This is a genomic window from Acinetobacter sp. YH12069 (assembly GCF_013419675.1).
In the GTDB taxonomy this organism is placed as follows: Bacteria; Pseudomonadota; Gammaproteobacteria; order Pseudomonadales; family Moraxellaceae; genus Acinetobacter; species Acinetobacter amyesii.
Genome location: NZ_VOZS01000008.1, coordinates 75,924 through 92,879, shown reverse-complemented (window position 1 = coordinate 92,879; position 16,956 = coordinate 75,924). Strand labels below are relative to the sequence as shown.

20 protein-coding genes are annotated in these 16,956 nt (G+C 40.6%); 2 read left to right on the top strand and 18 right to left on the bottom strand.

Annotated elements, in window-relative coordinates:
- Positions 1-45 precede the first annotated feature (45 nt).
- The gene (zapE, locus tag FTU16_RS07600; RefSeq protein WP_111885050.1) at positions 46-1,197 is read right to left on the bottom strand and encodes a cell division protein ZapE; all 1,152 of its coding nucleotides are present in this window, start codon (positions 1,195-1,197) and stop codon (positions 46-48) included.
- An 84-nt stretch (positions 1,198-1,281) separates the two neighbouring features.
- Positions 1,282-2,289, bottom strand: coding sequence for an AraC family transcriptional regulator (locus FTU16_RS07595; RefSeq protein ID WP_180003059.1), 1,008 nt, complete (start codon positions 2,287-2,289; stop codon positions 1,282-1,284).
- A 157-nt stretch (positions 2,290-2,446) separates the two neighbouring features.
- On the opposite strand from FTU16_RS07595, the gene FTU16_RS07590 reads away from it, so the two are divergent.
- Both FTU16_RS07590 and FTU16_RS07585 read left to right on the top strand, forming a co-directional pair.
- A complete protein-coding gene (locus FTU16_RS07590; RefSeq protein WP_180163048.1) occupies positions 2,447-3,976 on the top strand; it encodes an NAD(P)/FAD-dependent oxidoreductase in 1,530 nt (509 codons plus the stop codon).
- Positions 3,977-4,025: 49 nt separating this feature from the next.
- Entirely contained in the window at positions 4,026-4,934 is a 909-nt protein-coding gene (locus tag FTU16_RS07585) for a lysine exporter LysO family protein (RefSeq protein ID WP_180163017.1), read from the top strand.
- 78 nt (positions 4,935-5,012) lie between these two features.
- Here the strand turns inward: FTU16_RS07585 and pyrF are convergent, their stop codons facing one another.
- The 16 genes from pyrF to FTU16_RS07505 form a co-directional block, all read right to left on the bottom strand.
- Positions 5,013-5,693, bottom strand: a complete 681-nt coding sequence (pyrF, locus tag FTU16_RS07580; protein WP_180010309.1) for an orotidine-5'-phosphate decarboxylase — start codon at positions 5,691-5,693, stop codon at positions 5,013-5,015.
- Positions 5,694-5,935: 242 nt separating this feature from the next.
- A complete protein-coding gene (locus tag FTU16_RS07575) occupies positions 5,936-6,301 on the bottom strand; it encodes a lipopolysaccharide assembly protein LapA domain-containing protein (RefSeq protein WP_078188931.1) in 366 nt (121 codons plus the stop codon).
- A 24-nt stretch (positions 6,302-6,325) separates the two neighbouring features.
- On the bottom strand, positions 6,326-6,628 hold the full coding sequence (locus tag FTU16_RS07570) for an integration host factor subunit beta (protein WP_067767464.1): 303 nt from the start codon (positions 6,626-6,628) through the stop codon (positions 6,326-6,328).
- 162 nt (positions 6,629-6,790) lie between these two features.
- Positions 6,791-8,470, bottom strand: a complete 1,680-nt coding sequence (gene rpsA / locus FTU16_RS07565; protein WP_168378903.1) for a 30S ribosomal protein S1 — start codon at positions 8,468-8,470, stop codon at positions 6,791-6,793.
- A 107-nt stretch (positions 8,471-8,577) separates the two neighbouring features.
- Positions 8,578-9,261, bottom strand: coding sequence for a (d)CMP kinase (cmk, locus tag FTU16_RS07560; protein WP_180163016.1), 684 nt, complete (start codon positions 9,259-9,261; stop codon positions 8,578-8,580).
- Between the two features lie 17 nt (positions 9,262-9,278).
- On the bottom strand, positions 9,279-9,710 hold the full coding sequence (locus FTU16_RS07555; RefSeq protein ID WP_078188937.1) for an SRPBCC family protein: 432 nt from the start codon (positions 9,708-9,710) through the stop codon (positions 9,279-9,281).
- 26 nt (positions 9,711-9,736) lie between these two features.
- Entirely contained in the window at positions 9,737-10,288 is a 552-nt protein-coding gene (gene tadA / locus FTU16_RS07550; RefSeq protein WP_180163015.1) for a tRNA adenosine(34) deaminase TadA, read from the bottom strand.
- A 7-nt stretch (positions 10,289-10,295) separates the two neighbouring features.
- On the bottom strand, positions 10,296-11,417 hold the full coding sequence (locus FTU16_RS07545; protein WP_180074250.1) for an enoyl-CoA hydratase/isomerase family protein: 1,122 nt from the start codon (positions 11,415-11,417) through the stop codon (positions 10,296-10,298).
- Positions 11,414-12,127, bottom strand: coding sequence for a uracil-DNA glycosylase (gene ung / locus FTU16_RS07540; protein WP_168378900.1), 714 nt, complete (start codon positions 12,125-12,127; stop codon positions 11,414-11,416). The genes FTU16_RS07545 and ung overlap by 4 nt, the downstream gene beginning before the upstream one ends.
- A gap of 36 nt (positions 12,128-12,163) precedes the next feature.
- A complete protein-coding gene (locus FTU16_RS07535; RefSeq protein ID WP_180040238.1) occupies positions 12,164-12,760 on the bottom strand; it encodes a 6-carboxytetrahydropterin synthase in 597 nt (198 codons plus the stop codon).
- A gap of 130 nt (positions 12,761-12,890) precedes the next feature.
- The gene (gene gspK / locus FTU16_RS07530; RefSeq protein WP_180059030.1) at positions 12,891-13,838 is read right to left on the bottom strand and encodes a type II secretion system minor pseudopilin GspK; all 948 of its coding nucleotides are present in this window, start codon (positions 13,836-13,838) and stop codon (positions 12,891-12,893) included.
- A gap of 39 nt (positions 13,839-13,877) precedes the next feature.
- Positions 13,878-14,507 carry a type II secretion system minor pseudopilin GspJ gene (gene gspJ / locus FTU16_RS07525; protein WP_078193724.1) on the bottom strand — a complete coding sequence of 210 codons (630 nt, stop codon included), beginning with the start codon at positions 14,505-14,507 and terminating at the stop codon, positions 13,878-13,880.
- Positions 14,508-14,553: 46 nt separating this feature from the next.
- Positions 14,554-14,946 (bottom strand): type II secretion system minor pseudopilin GspI, encoded by a 393-nt coding sequence (gene gspI, locus FTU16_RS07520; protein ID WP_078188947.1) that lies wholly within the window; start codon positions 14,944-14,946, stop codon positions 14,554-14,556.
- Positions 14,936-15,493 carry a type II secretion system protein gene (locus tag FTU16_RS07515; RefSeq protein ID WP_180059029.1) on the bottom strand — a complete coding sequence of 186 codons (558 nt, stop codon included), beginning with the start codon at positions 15,491-15,493 and terminating at the stop codon, positions 14,936-14,938. Before FTU16_RS07515 ends, gspI begins: the two co-directional genes overlap by 11 nt.
- A 9-nt stretch (positions 15,494-15,502) precedes the next feature.
- Positions 15,503-16,117, bottom strand: a complete 615-nt coding sequence (locus FTU16_RS07510; protein WP_168378896.1) for a TetR/AcrR family transcriptional regulator — start codon at positions 16,115-16,117, stop codon at positions 15,503-15,505.
- 42 nt (positions 16,118-16,159) lie between these two features.
- Complete coding sequence (locus tag FTU16_RS07505; protein ID WP_180163014.1) at positions 16,160-16,933, bottom strand: TatD family hydrolase; 774 nt, start codon at positions 16,931-16,933, stop codon at positions 16,160-16,162.
- Between the last annotated feature and the right edge of the window lie 23 nt (positions 16,934-16,956).

Genomic DNA, 16,956 nt, shown 5'->3' with positions numbered 1-16,956 from the left:
AAAGAACGCCATCAAGACGTTCTTTTTTTATTCCAACAAAAACGCTTAATTTTCTGCTGTAGATTCTGGTGCATTGATTTGACGGTGAGAGGTATGTAGATAATCATCAGATTGCATTTCCAATAAGCGCGAACGTGTACGCTCAATTTCAAATGCCAATTTTTCACCTTGATATAATTCAATAATCGTATCTTCTGAAGTAAGCAACAACTTCACCCCACGGTCATAAAATTCATCAACCAAGTAGATAAAACGACGTGTCCCTTCAGACAAATAATCCGTCATGTGCGGCACATTACTCACCAAGACCGTATTATAAATATTGGCAATTTCAATAAAGTCCGCTGGACTACGTGGTTTTAGGCAAAGCTCAGAATATTCACACCACAGTACATCTTCCGTATGACCAATGGTTTCCACAATACGCTGATTAATAATAATTGGCTCTTGTGAAACCGTTTGGGTTTGCGTTAATGCTGTAAAACGCTGTGCCATCCACAACTTATGTTCATGTGTTAAAGGCGACTTAAACAACTGCGCTTGTTTCAATACACGTAAACGATAATCTACGCCTGAGTCTACATTTAAAATCACACAGTTCTTTTTTACCATTTCGATGGTTGGGATAAAACGGTCACGATGAATCCCGTTTTTATACAAGCCATCGGGTGCAATGTTAGATGTTGCAACAAGAGTGATGCCACGCGTAAATAATTTTTGGAATAGATCACTCAAAATCATCGCATCCGTGACATTGGATACAAAGAATTCATCAAAGCAGATCACGACCGCTTCTTTATAAATTTGGTCGGCCACAAGGTCGAGTGGATTACGCTGACCTGAAAGCTTATTTAATTCACGGTGTACGTACTGCATAAAGTGATGGAAATGCATACGAGTTTTGCGTCGAAATGGCACAGAATCATAAAACTGATCCATCAGCCAAGTTTTACCACGTCCTACACCGCCCCACATATACACCCCTTTCGGTGCAGTTTGACGACGGAAACGACGAAACGCTTTTTTAGAAGCCTTAAAACGTTGGATTAATTCTTGCCAAACTCGATCCAACTCATGCACTGCTTGCGCCTGTTCCTGATCTGGTAAAAACTGACCAGATGCTAAGGCTTGAGCATAACGCTCAGCCGGTGAAATCGGAGTAAATGCGGTGTTGTGTGGTGACTGAAAATCTGACATATCATTAAATACTTTTTGGGGCTAAATGAATTATAACGAAGAATAAACTCGAAGATATAACACTTTGGCAGTAAAGCGCATTGGCTATTTATTATATTGTCTCGGACTATGCCCAAACCAACGTTTAAACGCATGATTAAACGCCGCAGGTTCTGAATAGCCCAGCAATTCTGCAATCATTTCAATTGAATATTCATTATATTCAATCATACGGAGTGCTTTATCTTTAATAATATCTTCACGAATTTGCTTATAACTGGTATTTAACTGTTGCAGTTGATGACGCAAAGTTCTTTCAGGCAAGTTCAACGCTTGAGCAGTTGCTGCCATACTTGGCATCGCACCACTTTGTAATTCCAAATAATCTTGCACACGTTGAACCAATGATGGCGCATCTTCATCGGCGCTTAAACGTTCTAACTCCGCAATACACTTCGACTCATATAATCGAAAAGTAATAATATCTGCGGATGGAATACGAATATCTAAAACATCTTCATCGAACCAAAATGCCGCAAATGGCGCACCAAAGCGAACTTGTGGACCATAATAATCGGTGAACATTTTTAATTTTTCAGGATCTTTGGGTTCAGCAAAAGGCAAATCAATTTGAACTTGTGGTGTCGATAACCCCATCATTTTGTAAAGATCGCGGATGAATTTATACGTTCCAGAAATTTCCGACTGTGCCAATAATGCACCCAGTGGTGCATACACATCTTGGGGTTGATAACATAAGGCCACTTTATGCTGACTGATTTGCAAACTCAAACGCCCAGTTAGATGTGTCAACTGTTGAAAGCGAATCCCCTGATTTAAAGCTTGGCGTAAAGTATCACTGGTGACCAATAACATCAGCAACGGACCATAACCCGCCAACGTATAATGCTGACCAATAAATAACCCTTGCTCAGGTTCTACATCTTTACCAATGACTTTCAGTACATCCCACTCCAAACTCGGATGAATCACCGAAGTAGGATCGAGTGCATCGACACGCAGCCCGATAGTTTGCAAACGTTGATCGACATCTACGCCTGCTTTACGCATTCCTTGTACAAGATACATCAGGCTTAGAATGGATCGTTTCATAAATCGTAAAATGACATTAAATTTCTTCTTTTTTACTACAAATTTGCAATTATGAACATTGCCGTTTCGATCAATTTTTCTGTCATCTCAATCATATTGTTCTGATCATGAACTCAAGTATGCTTAGTTTGTAATCTCGCTTGGAATTAAAAAAATGATGCAGGAAGCGCAAACAAAAACAGTGCAAACCCCAAAAGCCAATTCGGAAATTCATACGCAAATCGCCATCATCGGCGGTGGTTTTGGTGGTATTGCTATGGCAATACGGCTTTTCCAACAAGGCAATCAAGATTTCCTGATTCTCGAAAAAGCCAATGATTTTGGTGGAACTTGGCGTGAGAACCGCTACCCTGGCGCTGCCTGCGATGTGCAATCACATATGTATTCGCTTTCTTTTGCACCCAAAACAGATTGGTCAAAACGTTATGCCGAAGCACCTGAAATATTTGATTATATCCAACACGTCACCCGTGAATATAATTTAAAACAATTCTGTCGCTTTAATAGTGAAGTGCTTTCAAGTCGATACAATGAATCAACCTGCGACTGGCATTTAGAACTCAAAGATGGTGTTAAAATTACCGCTCAATACGTGATTTTTGCATCTGGCCCGCTACATGTCCCGCAAATTCCACACATTCCGGGCATTGAAAAATTTAAGGGTAAAGTGTTTCATTCTTCGCAATGGGATCATCAATATCCATTAGAAGGTAAAAAAGTCGCATCGATTGGTACAGGCGGCAGTGCCATCCAATACATTCCAGAAATCGCACCACAAACACAGCAACTGTATGTTTTTCAGCGTACAGCGGCTTGGGTCATTCCACGAGATGAGCGTAGTTATCATGGTTTAGAAAAATCATTATTTAAAAAATATGATTGGTTTCGAAAAATTCACCGCGCTCGCCTGTATTGGACCAACGAATCACGTGTCGTACCAATTGTTAAACCAACCACCATGAAATATGCGCAAAAACTGGCAGAACTGTATATTAAATACCAAGTCAAAGATGCTGAACTTGCCAAGAAACTAACGCCAAACTACATCATGGGTTGTAAACGCATTTTAATTTCTAATAAATACTTTCCAACCTTTAATCGACCTAATGTGGAATTGGTCAGTGATGCAATACAAGAAATCACTGAAAATGCCATTATTACCAAAGATGGAAAATCCCGTGAAATCGATTGTCTGATCTATGGCACAGGCTTTATTACCGATCCAAGAATTTATTTAAAATCATTTAAATGTATTGGTGAAAATGCTCAAGAACTCAAACAAGTTTGGCAAGCTGGCGCAGAAAGTTTTTATGGCATTTGCACCAAAGGCTTTCCAAATCTATTCCAATTATTAGGCCCCAATACCGTACTTGCGCATAATTCAGTGGTATTTATGATTGAGGCACAAGTCGATTACATCTTACAAATGATGCAATTGGTTTCAAAATCTAATGTTCAAGCCATCGCTGTCAAAGATCAGGTGCAAGACCAATTTAACACTCATGTACAAGACATGCTTGATGGCACGGTATGGCAATCAGGCTGCGTAAGCTGGTATCAACAAAATGGCGGTAAAAATTTTGCACTGTGGCCAACTTATACATGGAAATATTGGCTGGCTACTCGAAAAATAAATCCAGCCGATTTTCGACTCCTCAGTAAAACAAAATCTAGTTATGCAGCTTAAGCAATAACAGGTCATAATAGGCAGGTATTCATTATCTGCCTATTTTTGTATGCAATCTTTCTGGCTGATTTTCCAGCTCTTGGCCTGTTTAGGGCTTGGTTTTATTCTTGCACGTCGCCTACCCACTTGGCTTGAAAAAATCGCCTTTAAACTGCTGCCGTATTTTACTTATATTTTGTTATTTGCGATTGCGATCGAATTTTCTGAAACATTACACACTATTCCAGCACCTCTGCAAATCCTTTCTTCATCAGTACTTATTGCACTATTGACCTCAGTGGGTGCTTTTATTTGCTGCTATATTTTATTTAAGCTTTTAGGCTATAAACCCAGTCATGGCAAAGTGTCCATGCAGTTAGTGACAAACTCACTCATCAATATTAGCTATGCTTTTATTGCATTAGGTTTAGGTTATGCTTTTGCCGAAATGGCAGCACATTTTGGTCTTCAGCCACATATTAGTACTTGGGATCTACTTTTAGTCTTCATGTTTATGATTGGGCTTGATCTCGCCTACTCACCGCTCGATCGCTCTTGGTTAAATTGGAAAATTCTACTTGTTCCACTCGGTTGTATCGTCGGTTCACTTTTGGGCGCTTTTGCTGCTGCCTATCTATTACCACAAATCAGCTTGAAAGATTTGATTATGCTGTCACAAGGCTATGGTTTCTATTCGATGACAGGTATCGTCGTAACTGAATTAAAAAATGCGCATCTAGGTAGTATTGCGTTGATGAATGATTTATTCAGAGAAATCTTTGCGATTGTGTTTATGTATATTATTGGCTGGCGTTACCCACGCTCTGCAATTTCATCTGCGGGCGCAACAGCCATGGACGTCACACTACCGATGGTCAAACAAGCTTGTGGTAATGATTTTATTCCACATGCCATGGTCAGCGGCTTTATCCTTTCTGTACTTGCACCTATATTGGTAAGTATATTGGCGGCTATCTAACCCCCTCACCTAAATCCTCTCCCAAAGGGAGAGGACTTTCTCTCTCCCTTTGGGAGAGAGTTAGAGAGAGGGTAAATATTAAAGTGTCGCCAAAATATCTTTTAAAGTCTGACGCATATTCTCCGATTTAGTAATTGGACGGCCAATCACCAAATGTGTAGAACCATCAAGCATGGCTTGTTTAGGTGTCACAATTCGTTTTTGATCATCAGCAGCAGAACCCGCAGGACGGATACCCGGTGTCACTAAAGCAAACTCTGCACCCAAAGTTTCACGTAACATTTTCGCTTCTTGCGCCGAACACACTACACCATCTAAACCACTTTCTTTCGTTAAAGTCGCAAGACGTTTCACATGTTCAAAGGGTTCAACATCTAAACCTAAATCAGCAAGATCTTCACGACCCATCGAGGTCAAAACAGTAACAGCAATCAGCTGAGTATTGTAATTGCCTGCTTTTAGGCGCTCTACACAGGTTTCCATCATTTTACGACCACCTGATGCATGAACATTCACCATCCACACACCCATATCCGCAGCTGCACAAACTGCTTGCGCTGTGGTGTTTGGAATATCATGGAATTTTAGATCTAGAAATACTTCAAAACCTTTATCATGCAAGGCCTTAACGACACTTGGACCCTCATGGGTAAATAACTCTTTACCAACCTTAACTCGACATAATGCAGGATCTAACTGCTCTGCAATTGTAAGTGCGTCATATTGGCTTTTAGCATCTAGTGCAACGATGATACTCAAGAGACTTACCCTTCATTTTGACAAAATTAGTGCATTATAGATGTATTCAACTTGATCAGAAAGTCATAAAACTCATGTTATTTGAAATGATTAATTTGAATTGAGCTATCTCATTATTTTATTTGAGATAAGCGTATTATTTTTTCAGCCCATAAAAAAACACCCCGATGATCCCACCAGAGTGTTAAATATAAAAAATTAAATCTACTCATAAAAGTAGTGAATTTACTTCAAAAACCCAATTATAACGGGTTAGAAGGACGCTCATTTGCATCAATATCTAAAACTGTCTTTTCATGACGCGTATGTGCAGCCGCTTCAGCAGCAGCCAGTTGAGCAGTTTGAATTTGCTCTTTACGTAGGCGGTCAATATCTTTACGTAGACGTTTAATTTCCCAGTTATTTTGAAATACTCGGAATACTTGCACTGCCAATAAAAGACCTAAAACTAAACCTAAAGACAAGGTTAATAGCAATAAAAGCCCTAAACGCATTGCAGGCACTTGTGTAAATAACAAATCGACTGAAAGTTCAGTTCCGTTTTGCAGAACCAAAGCCAATGAGTATCCAAATAGAACCAGTAAAATTACGACCAATACGTAACGCATAAACACCCCTAACAATGTTTTGAATTAGTTTGCAGATTCGTTTACCGCATCACGTAAAGCTTTACCAGGTTTAAAGTGCGGTACAGCTTTTGCTGCAACTTCTACTGATTTACCTGTTTTTGGGTTACGACCCACACGTGGTTCACGGTGATGTAATGCAAAACTACCAAAACCACGGATTTCAATTCGGTTGTCTGTAGATAACGCTTCGATCATTTGATCGATCATTATCTTAACGGCCTCTTCCACTAAGGGTTCAGCTAAGTGTGGGTTTTTAAGAGAAATACGCTCTATTAAGTCAGACTTATTAAGTGCTTCAGTAGTCATCTGCGACCTCTTTAATTATCAAGCTACCTAGGATCAGTTTCCTGATAATAACCTGTTTAAATACAAAACGGTAGCGTAATAATCACTTACTACGCTACCGTTACAGTAATTGTGTAAAAAATATTAATTAATTTACATTAATAATACAATTCAAACACTTACTTAGTGGTTCATTTGAGCTTTGATCAAATCACCAATAGTCTTAGGACCATTGTCTGAAGATGCTGTAGCTGTCTTGTTCAAGTTAGCTACCGCTTCTTTTTCTTCAGCTTCGTCTTTCGCTTTGATAGACAAGTTGATAGAACGTGATTTGCGGTCTACGTTGATGATTTTAGCTTCAACTTCTTGACCAACTTCAAGGAACTTAGTTGCATCTTCAACGCGGTCGCGGTTGATTTCAGATGCTTTAAGAGTCGCTTCAACTTCGTCAGCTAACTTAACAGTAGCGCCTTTAGCGTCAACTGCAGTTACAGTACCTTTAACAAGCGCACCGCGTTCGTTAGCAGCTAAGAAATCGTTGAACGGATCGCTGTTCATTTGTTTGATGCCAAGGCTGATACGGTTGCCTTCAGCGTCTACTGAAAGGATAACCGCTTCAACTGTGTCACCTTTCTTGTAACGACGGATAGCTTCTTCGCCTTGTTCGTTCCAAGAAATGTCAGACAAGTGAACTAGACCATCGATACCGCCTGGTAAACCGATGAAGATACCGAAGTCAGTGATTGACTTGATCGTACCTGAAACTTTTTCACCTTTGTCGTGTTCTTTAGCAAACTCTTCCCATGGGTTAGCACGAGTTTGTTTGATACCAAGAGAAATACGACGACGCTCTTCATCAACTTCAAGAACCATAACGTCAACTTCGTCACCGATCTGAACAACTTTAGATGGGTGGATGTTTTTGTTAGTGTGGTCCATTTCTGAAACGTGTACTAAGCCTTCAACGCCTTCAGCGATTTCAGCGAAGCAACCGTAGTCAGTTAAGTTAGTTACACGAGCTTTAACGATAGAACCTTTAGGGTAACGGTTCATGATCGCTAACCATGGATCTTCGCCTAATTGTTTAAGGCCTAAAGATACGCGGTTACGTTCGCGGTCGAATTTAAGTACTTTAACAGTAACTTCTTGACCAACTTCAACAACTTCTGAAGGGTGCTTGATACGTTTCCAAGCCATGTCAGTGATGTGAAGAAGACCATCAATACCGCCAAGGTCAACGAACGCGCCGTAGTCAGTAAGATTTTTAATAGTACCAGTAACTGTTTGACCTTCTTCAAGCTGAGCAAGAAGAGCTTCACGGTCAGCTGAAGATTCAGCTTCCATAACAGCACGACGAGATACAACAACGTTGTTACGTTTAGCATCAAGTTTGATTACTTTAAATTCTAACTCTTTACCTTCTAAGTGAGTAGTATCACGAATAGGACGAGTATCAACTAAAGAACCTGGAAGGAACGCACGAACTGGACCGATGTCAACAGTGAAACCGCCTTTAACCTTACCAGAGATAACACCAGTAACGATTTCGCCGTCTTCAAAGATTTTTTCAAGTTTAGTCCAAGTTTCAGCACGTTTCGCTTTTTCACGTGATAAAACTGTTTGACCCATACCGTTGTCAAGAGCTTCAACAACTACGTCAACAGTGTCGCCAACTTGAACTTCAAGTTCACGTTGTTCATTTAAGAATTCAGCGCGGTCAACAATACCTTCTGATTTAAGGCCAGTGTCAACTGTTACCCAGTCAGAGTCGATATTTACTACAACGCCTTGGATGACAGCACCCTTTTCAACGTTGAGGTTTAATTCGCTTTCTTCAAAGAGGGCTGCAAAAGATTCGGTCATGATATACCTAGTAAAGTCAGCGGTCTTGGATCAGACAAGGCCGGTTTAATTAAGCGTCTACATAGTCCGTATAAGACTGATCAAGCTATGCTTCTGCTGAAAATTCTTTAGTTTGCTAATTGCTGATCGATGTAATTCGTCATCAGCGTAAATACTTCATCAATACTCAAAGTTGAACTATCAATGAAATAAGCATCTGGCGCAGGCTTGAGTGGAGCGACTGTGCGTTCCATATCTCGCTTATCACGCGCTTCGATATTAGCTAAAATGTCGTTTATTTTAACATCCACGCCCATAGCCTGCAACTGATTTACACGGCGCTCCGCACGGGACTGAGCAGAAGCCGTTAAATAAATCTTGGCTTGGGCATTTGGAAAAATCGTTGTTGCCATATCACGGCCATCTGCAACCAAACCAGGTGCTTGGGCAAAGGCATGCTGACGTTCTAAAAGCGCAGTTCTAAGTGCAGGAATTGCAGCAACTTTTGAGGCAAACTCTCCGACTCTCTCAGTACGGATAACTTTTGAGACATCTTCACCATCTAAAAGCACCGAAACACCTGCTTCATTTGCCACAAATTGTATGTCTAAATTTGTTGCAATTTTTACGCATTCATCGAGCTTTGAGTCTAATGCATCAATTAAGTCTTGCTTATGCAATGACAATCCCAACAGACGATATAACGCACCTGAGTCGAGTAAGTGGAACTGATAATGTGCCGCAATTTTTGCTGCCAATGTTCCTTTACCTGAGCCACTTGGGCCATCAATTGTAATGATTTGAACTGTCATTGCTCTTCCACTTTTGTTTATACGGTTTTTGCAAGTTTTGAAAAACCAATTTTAATCGCTGACTTCAGTTGCGCAAGGATTAATTGACTAACGAATGGCGCACGCGCCTGTAATTCAATCGTATAAGTGACTAAAGTACGCGCAGCATCAATCGCTTCGAATTGAATCACACCCAAATGATGTTTCACCAGTGGGTTTTTAATAATCTTATATTCAATGCGTTGGTTTGGCTCAAGTAAGGTAATTTGCTCTTGTAACGGCTTCACTGGCCCAAAGCCCATACGACGTACAGAACCCACACCATCAGGACGTTCAGGATCTGCTGAATCTTTGACACGCACCACTTGAATCGGTGCAAAAGCCACGTTATAGGTCGAATGTTTTGAAAGTAAGTCAAAAACTTGCTCGACCGGTGCATTAAATTCTTTTTTTACTTGAATGGATTTCATGGTGTACCCTATTTTATTTGACAATATTAATTGTCAGTAGAGTTTACTTGATTTTTTAAATTAAGTTCAGTCAAAGTGGCTTTTTCCTGTAACTTCATCAGTCGTTTTTGTTCACGACGCATTTTAAAAAAATCACTTAATTGTTGGGAGCATTGCTCTTGTAGGCAACCATGCTCAAACTCAAAGACATGGTTATAGTAGCCTGAATTTAATAATTGACGCGAACTGACCAAAGAACCTGCTTTAGGCTCAGTCGTCGCAAATACCACACGTTTAATTCTCGAATGTACCAAAGCACCCACACACATTGTGCATGGCTCCAATGTTACATATAAGGTTGCATCATCGGGTAAACGGTAATTATCGATATTTAAACAAGCTTGACGCAAAGCTTGTACTTCCGCATGTGCGGTGGGATCTTTCAGAGAAATCGGCGCATTAAACCCTGCACCTATGACTTGATTTTGACTCACAATGACTGCGCCTACAGGAATTTCTTGCAATTCTGCAGCTTGTGCAGCCTGCTCGAAAGCCAGCTGCATCCAGTGTTCATCACTATATAAGTTTGGTTCAGACATCAATTAATTAAATTACACCATACTGTCTTAACAGCGCATTCCAACTGTCAATATTGGTTACAGGAGGCTCATCAGCCAGAATTCCTTTGAGGGAAAGATCTGTACCTTTTTTCCATTCTGGAGACAGGTCTTTATCGACTAGGCGGGCGCGCACACCTTCCACAAAGTCCGCATGACGAATTTTCCAATCCGAAATTTGGGTTTCCAGTTCAAACACTTCATTCCAAGAATGCACTTGCTTGCCCCACTGCCACAACAACCATGTTAATGCGGCGGTTGCAGGTGAACCTTTTTGTAGATTTTCACTGGCTTGGCGTAACCAATCACTGCGCGCATCACTTAAACCAATAATTGATTCATAGTCATGTTCAAAATTATGCCCACGGCACACACTTTGAATCACATCTAACGAGTTTTGTAATGGCCCCGGCCCCACAGGACGATGCATACTATTTAAAGTGTCATCAATGGCACGAAAATCTCCCGCTGGATAATGATCCCAATCAATATTAATGACAGTTTCAAGTACATTATCACGCTGAGCATCACAAATATGCGTTGCCCAGCCGATACCATAAGCACCAGCTGCGGTCATAATCGAGCCGGTTAACCCAGTAAACAATCCAATGGCACCACGGTCAGCGAGGAAACGCGTCGCACCTACATCTGGATACAAACCGATATTAATCTCAGGCATTGCTAAACGTGAATAAGGTGTCACCAAACGGAAAGGTGCAGCCATAAATAGACCTAAACCACCTCCCATGACATAACCTTCGCCCCAAACCAAAATCGGCTTTGCATAGTTATGCAGCAGCAAATCTAGGGCATATTCTTGTTCAAAGAATTTATTCGCCGTTTCAACTTCATCATTGACCACCAATTGTCGCAATTTGCGTACATCGCCACCTGCACAAAATGCTTTCGGCGTAGTGGAATCTAACCAAATCGCTTTTACTGCATCATCGTATTGAAAGTCCTGAAAGACTTCAAGCAACGCTGTACAGATAGATTCATCTAATGCATGAAGCGATTTTGGGCGATTCAGGCGAACAATGCGCCAGCCCTTTTTCGCTTCTTCAACAATCAGATCTGGGTGATAATTTTTTGAAACGGGAGAATAAGTCATGCGTCCAGCTGCCAGTCTATTGGCTCAATGCCATTTTGTTTAAGATAATTATTACTTTTTGAGAACACCTTACAACCAAAAAAACCACCGCGGTTTGCAGCCAAAGGTGATGGATGCGCGGCTTTTAGCACCAAGTGCTTATTTTGGTCAATGCGTTGTCCCTTACGCTGTGCATATGCCCCCCATAAAATAAAGACAATATGCTCACGTTGTTCATTTAAAACATCAATCACATGGTCTGTAAAATCTTCCCAGCCACGTTTTTGATGTGAAGTTGGTTGCCCAGCCTCAACAGTCAGTACCGCATTTAAAAGCAAAACACCTTGTTCTGCCCAGCGTGTTAAGTCCCCATGTTTTGACACAGGCACCCCAAGGTCGGTATTTAACTCATGGAAAATATTACGTAAAGAAGGTGGTAATGCAACCCCCTTTTGTACCGAAAAACTCAAGCCATGTGCCTGATTTGGCCCATGATACGGATCTTGGCCTAAAATCACCACCTTTACATTTGCCATAGGCGTCGTGTTTAGGGCATTAAAAATCAGCGGATTCGGTGGATAAATCACTTTATCCTGTTTCATTTGTTGTAGCAGAAAGTCTTTTAACTCATCCATGCGGGGGCTAAGCAAAAACTCACTTAGGCCATATTTCCAGCTAGCATCAAGCTGCACTTTAGCGAGTTTTGCTTGTTGCTCTTCTGTTAAAGACATCACTGTTAACCAATCCTAATAAAACCAAATATTTACTTAAATTTTAACTTGTAAATCAACTGCAGGGTTTAAAAATTTTTGACCCTGTTTTAACTTTTCATACATCTGGGTATCGTTCCATTCCGATTGAACCTGTTCGGAAAAGACGATTTGATCTAACTGCAACAGCCCCATTTGTACATTATCGATATCTTCTAAAAAGCTTTGCGCATAGCCTGTGTCCGTCTCATGTACGATCACAGAATACACTTCAACATCACCCTCACCATTTTGAGTTTTTGTTGATTTTAGAACTTGTTGTGCCAAGTAAAAGAAGATCCGTGAAAACTGTTCTGCTGAAGGCGATACGGGTAGTTCAACCCACCGTGCGCTGAACTGTTTGCAGGCACGAATGTACTCGGCATCATCATGTTGCCAAAAACAAATCGCGTGATCAAAACTATCAAATAAGTCTTTAATTACCCCTTTGAGCAAACCGAAATCGTAAACCATTTGTCCATGGTCAAGTTTCGACGCTTTAAGTAATAGTTCGACTTTATAACTGTGTCCATGAATGGAACGTTTGCAACGGTCTGACGTGCAATTACGCACGATATGCGCGTTTTCAAACTTAAATAACTTACGAATTAACATGTGTCGTAATGCAATCAAATAATCTATGGGTTCTGAGAGATTATAATGCAAAAGTCTAACAAGAGGCATTAATTTTGCTGTTCAGCACAATTGGGAAAAGGCATCATGAAAATTTAGCGATATTTAAGACCTAAAATGGTGCCATACTGCGAAAAGCCACATATACATCTTTATCTTTTCGCACTAACTCACTGGTAAATTGACGCTTTCTTTCATTTAAAATAATTTCAATTTGCGCTTTAAAATAGTTCGACTGCACACCCAATTGTGAATTTAAAACTTCCCTATTTTCTGTGCTCACCTGTGCAAATGGCTCCATTGCCCATAAATCATTGATATTTTCGAAATGTTCAAATTTGGCTGCTTTTTGTTGCAAAGCTTGTTCAACTGCATTGACATCTAAACGATCATCCAAGGTCGCTAACAAAAATGCAGGAGCGGTATTAATGTTTACCGTTGTTTCATGCGAAGGTAAGCTACTCACATAAGGCGCAATTAGTTTATATTGAGCACCGTCAAAACCACGGACTGATTTCAGCTCTTCCACACTATGGAATTTTGCATTTGGCGGTAGTGCCGCATTATTTAAACCACGATAATACGCCAGCTCTGCTCCCATTGGGCCAGAGGTCTCATCATCTTCATCTTGCCAGTCAATCACGGCTTGACTTAATTCTGCGGGTAAACCAACACGCTGCAATATTTTCTCAAACCATAATTTTGCTTTGTCATTTACCACACCCTCTTCTGAAACCAAACTATTGAGGTTAAATTTTCCAGATTCGTCTTGCAGCACACCTGCAACGGTTCCACCTTCCACTGGAAAGGCGGGCATAGGCTGAGCCCAATTTTCTTGGAGGTGATCCACCTGCCCTGCATTTTCGGCATCATTCACCAAAAGTTCAGCAAAAAATGCTTCGGCACTTTTCGCATATAACAACGATTGATTTTGGCGCATCACATAAGCGGTATTTTCAGAAGTATTGGCTTGTTGTTTTGCGATGCCTGCTGCAACTATGGTTGCCAAAGCTACCATCATCAGGATAGTTAACAAAGCGATGCCACGTTGCTGTTTCATAAGCAACTCCGAACTTCAAATGCCTCTACTACCTGACCGTTAACCATTCTTATTTTTATCCAATAAAAAATCAGTATTTAACAAACTGAATAACCATTCGTAGTTTGTCCCATCAACTGTGAGCTGCATCCTGATACCCCGCGGTAACAGTTGTATGGTTTTTTCATTATTCAAATCAGCGGCAGCATCTGGCCAATTCTCTAACTCATTTGGATTGAGTACCGTGATTTTAAATTGCTCTACATTATCTAGTAACACACTCGAATCTGGCTGATCATGCCCCGTTTGGTTTAGATTTTTAAACTTTAGCCGATACAATTTTTTTTCATCAGCTTTGTATTGATATTCCACTCGCTCATCAGGTGCAATACCCTGATTTAATGGGTCAGTGACACCAGTCTTACTGAAATTAAATCGGCCATTTTGCAACACCAGCGCTGGTTGAATATCTCCATTAATATTGGCAGTTAAAGGCACAGCTTGTACCGTGTCTCTGAGTATCTGCTGATGGGCATCTTGCAACTGACTGAGCCGTGCCTCATGGGTTGCGTTTCGTTCTTTCACTTTCGAGACATAATCAAAAACCTTCCAGCCCAATGCAGATAGTACTGCAAAAATGGCAATCGCAACCAAAAGTTCAACTAAGGTAAATCCTGCTTGATTCTTCATTCCTTGCTGCACAAGCACAGGCATATCTTGAGATGTACGTTTTTTTCTAGTTATTATTTTCATCCAACGGAGCCTTATAGTTAAAGAACACTAAACTACTAATCCCTGCTTCTACATCCCCAGTTTCAGCATTCATCAAACTCACTTGGATATCGATACGTTGTACATTTGGACTAATGGTGGCTTGGGCTTTTTTGTCAATTTGCCATTGTTCGCCTTGTTCAGTGACTTGTTTAGATGCAGTACCTGTCATCCATTCACGATTGATTTCCATCTTAGCGATTTCATTCAGCGCGACAAATTGTGCTTTATTTCTTAAAATTGCGTGTGCTGTCGACTGCGTATATTGCATCGCAACATTAGACAAAGCCATTGCCGCAGTAGCAAAAATCGCCAATGCCACCATGACTTCAAGTAGCGTAAACCCTTTAGCCCGCATTAACTTTCCCTAAATGATCGATTTCGATTTCATTACCAATGGGACGTTCTTCAAAATAAAACTGTATACGCACAGGCTTTACCTCACCATTACCCAACCAAATCAACTTGGGTGCATTGGTATTTAACAAATCATCATTATTAGCATTTTCATACTGTTGATCTAAAGGCTGAATCGTAAAAGAGACATTTTCAGGTAATACTCGGGTTTCAAAATCTTTATAGTTTTGCCATTTATTGTTCTGATTTAAAATACTATTTTCTACACGTTTTTGTTCTGGTAAATATTCTTGTACCGCATAGCTTTGCGTGTTGACATCCGTTCCAGCTTTTTGCTGTAAGGCCAATATCAAAGCTTGATCATTTGCATCACGTAATATTCGTTTCAGATCCATTACAAACACTTCGCGTGCTTGCATGGCTTTGCGTTGATCTGTCCCACCGATATTCAAAAGCACCAATGAGGCCATGATGCCCATAATCACAATCACCACCATCAATTCAACGAGGGTGAAGCCACGAACCGATGATGGTGATGCTATTTTCATAAACAGCCTTTAAGCGAATTGAGCAACCGCATGCACTTGTTTTGGTAAGGCCAAGGCTTGATCAATATAAGCAACCCGCAAGGTGTCTCTTGAACCCAAATAACGCTGATAAAAACTAGAGTTCAAAATTGCTGCGGCGCCATGTGTAAGTGACCAAATCGAAGCAAGATAATCACGTACTGGCATGCTACTTTGAATCGACTCCAAATAACGCTCAGTCATACGAATGATCAATCTTAGACGCTGTTTGCGCACTTGATAAAGTTCACTAAACAAGTGTTGAATACCCACACCCGTTGTCGATAAACGCTCTTCAATTTGATGAAACAACACTGTACGTTCTGGGTGATGTAAGTGATGCAACATAAAGAAAGCAAGGTGTTCAGGAAAAGCTTTATCGGTGTCTTTAATCATTTCCAATAACATGCGTTCATTACGAATAATGAGCAACATATATAGTTCATCTTTACTTTGAAAATGTTTATATAACGTCCCTTTTGCCAAGTCGAGTTCTGCCGCTAGCGCATCTAGTGTCATCCCTGCTTCGCCATTTTCCAATAGCAGTTGCTCTGCCACTTGGAAAATTAATGCTTCTCTTGCTCTAAACTGAGCTTGACGATCCATCTTCACCCTATACTCTCTTACTCTTATATCAATTCAAATTATTTACTTAAGATTGAGGAGATTTTCAAAGTTTTGCATTGTAATGAAAGCCATCTCTTCAATTGACTTATCATATACATCACTTAAGGCTTTGGCTACATAGGGAACGTATTTTGGTTCATTAGACTTTCCTCTATAGGGCATCGGTGCAAGGTATGGACTATCAGTTTCAATCAGCACTCGATCCAATGGTACTTGCTTGGCCACATCACGCAAATCTTGTGCATTTTTAAAAGAAACAATGCCTGAAAATGACACGTAATATCCACAATCTAAGACAGCTTTTGCCGTTTCCCAATCTTCAGTAAAACAATGCAAAATACCGCGAGTAGATTTCTCTGCACGGATAATATCCACCGTATCATGCTTTGCAGAACGGGTATGTACAACCACCGGCTTTTTTACGGCTTGCGATGCGTGAATATGACGGGCAAAGCATTCTTTTTGCTCTGCAATAAAGTCTGTACTATGAAAATAGTCCAGCCCTGTTTCACCAATCGCCCAAACCTTTTCAGCTTGTGCTAATTCAATGAGATATTCTTCTGTTGCCCGAGCCATCGTTGCAGGATCTTCACATGGGTGTACCCCAACGGAATAACCTACATCGGCATGACGTGCAGCAATTTTTGAAAGTTCGATATGGTCATCTAGATCAACCGAGATACTCATAAATTTTGAGACCCCGGCTTGACGAGCCTGATCCAATGCAAGATCTAAATTACCCTCATAAGGGCTTAAGTCAAGCATGGTTAAATGGCAATGGGTATCTACAAACACAATATGTACCTACAAGTCTTCAC

Bases quoted from the DNA above. Each gene is read 5' to 3' on its own strand.
- zapE (WP_111885050.1), bottom strand. From the start codon at position 1,197: ATGTCAGATTTTCAGTCACCACACAACACCGCATTTACTCCGATTTCA.
- FTU16_RS07595 (WP_180003059.1), bottom strand. From the start codon at position 2,289: ATGAAACGATCCATTCTAAGCCTGATGTATCTTGTACAAGGAATGCGT.
- FTU16_RS07590 (WP_180163048.1), top strand. From the start codon at position 2,447: ATGCAGGAAGCGCAAACAAAAACAGTGCAAACCCCAAAAGCCAATTCG.
- FTU16_RS07585 (WP_180163017.1), top strand. From the start codon at position 4,026: ATGCAATCTTTCTGGCTGATTTTCCAGCTCTTGGCCTGTTTAGGGCTT.
- FTU16_RS07575 (WP_078188931.1), bottom strand. From the start codon at position 6,301: ATGCGTTACGTATTGGTCGTAATTTTACTGGTTCTATTTGGATACTCA.
- FTU16_RS07570 (WP_067767464.1), bottom strand. From the start codon at position 6,628: ATGACTACTGAAGCACTTAATAAGTCTGACTTAATAGAGCGTATTTCT.
- rpsA (WP_168378903.1), bottom strand. From the start codon at position 8,470: ATGACCGAATCTTTTGCAGCCCTCTTTGAAGAAAGCGAATTAAACCTC.
- cmk (WP_180163016.1), bottom strand. From the start codon at position 9,261: ATGACAGTTCAAATCATTACAATTGATGGCCCAAGTGGCTCAGGTAAA.
- FTU16_RS07555 (WP_078188937.1), bottom strand. From the start codon at position 9,710: ATGAAATCCATTCAAGTAAAAAAAGAATTTAATGCACCGGTCGAGCAA.
- tadA (WP_180163015.1), bottom strand. From the start codon at position 10,288: ATGTCTGAACCAAACTTATATAGTGATGAACACTGGATGCAGCTGGCT.
- FTU16_RS07545 (WP_180074250.1), bottom strand. From the start codon at position 11,417: ATGACTTATTCTCCCGTTTCAAAAAATTATCACCCAGATCTGATTGTT.
- ung (WP_168378900.1), bottom strand. From the start codon at position 12,127: ATGTCTTTAACAGAAGAGCAACAAGCAAAACTCGCTAAAGTGCAGCTT.
- FTU16_RS07535 (WP_180040238.1), bottom strand. From the start codon at position 12,760: ATGTTAATTCGTAAGTTATTTAAGTTTGAAAACGCGCATATCGTGCGT.
- gspK (WP_180059030.1), bottom strand. From the start codon at position 13,838: ATGAAACAGCAACGTGGCATCGCTTTGTTAACTATCCTGATGATGGTA.
- gspJ (WP_078193724.1), bottom strand. From the start codon at position 14,507: ATGAAGAATCAAGCAGGATTTACCTTAGTTGAACTTTTGGTTGCGATT.
- gspI (WP_078188947.1), bottom strand. From the start codon at position 14,946: ATGCGGGCTAAAGGGTTTACGCTACTTGAAGTCATGGTGGCATTGGCG.
- FTU16_RS07515 (WP_180059029.1), bottom strand. From the start codon at position 15,493: ATGAAAATAGCATCACCATCATCGGTTCGTGGCTTCACCCTCGTTGAA.
- FTU16_RS07510 (WP_168378896.1), bottom strand. From the start codon at position 16,117: ATGGATCGTCAAGCTCAGTTTAGAGCAAGAGAAGCATTAATTTTCCAA.